Below are 281 nucleotides of genomic sequence, written 5' to 3'. Positions count from 1 at the left end.
CGGTAAAGGCCTCTTGCATCAGCGCATCGCTACCGACCAAGGCACCGCCCAATACACGACCTTGCCCGTCTAAATACTTGGTCGCAGAATGTATCACCACATCGGCACCCAAGTCGAGTGGACGCTGCAGCGCTGGCGTGGCAAAGCAATTATCCACCACCAATAAGATATCGTTGGCCTTGCATAGCTTGCTTAAATAGTCGATATCACAAATCTGCGCTAATGGATTACTAGGACTCTCACAATAAATAACCTTGGTATTTGGCTGTACAGCCTTAGCC

Annotated in this window: 1 protein-coding gene; it reads right to left on the bottom strand. The window is 49.5% G+C overall.

What is annotated here, in order from left to right; genetic code table 11:
- On the bottom strand, positions 1-281 hold a 281-nt coding region (locus AAEZ06_RS27110), incomplete at both ends, for an aminotransferase class I/II-fold pyridoxal phosphate-dependent enzyme (protein ID WP_350617168.1).

Origin of the sequence: Pseudomonas sp. HY7a-MNA-CIBAN-0227 (assembly GCF_040310325.1) — a bacterium.
GTDB lineage: Bacteria > Pseudomonadota > Gammaproteobacteria > Pseudomonadales > Pseudomonadaceae > Aquipseudomonas.
Note: the sequence above shows the minus strand (reverse complement) of the source record. Positions and strands in the feature narration are given on the sequence as shown.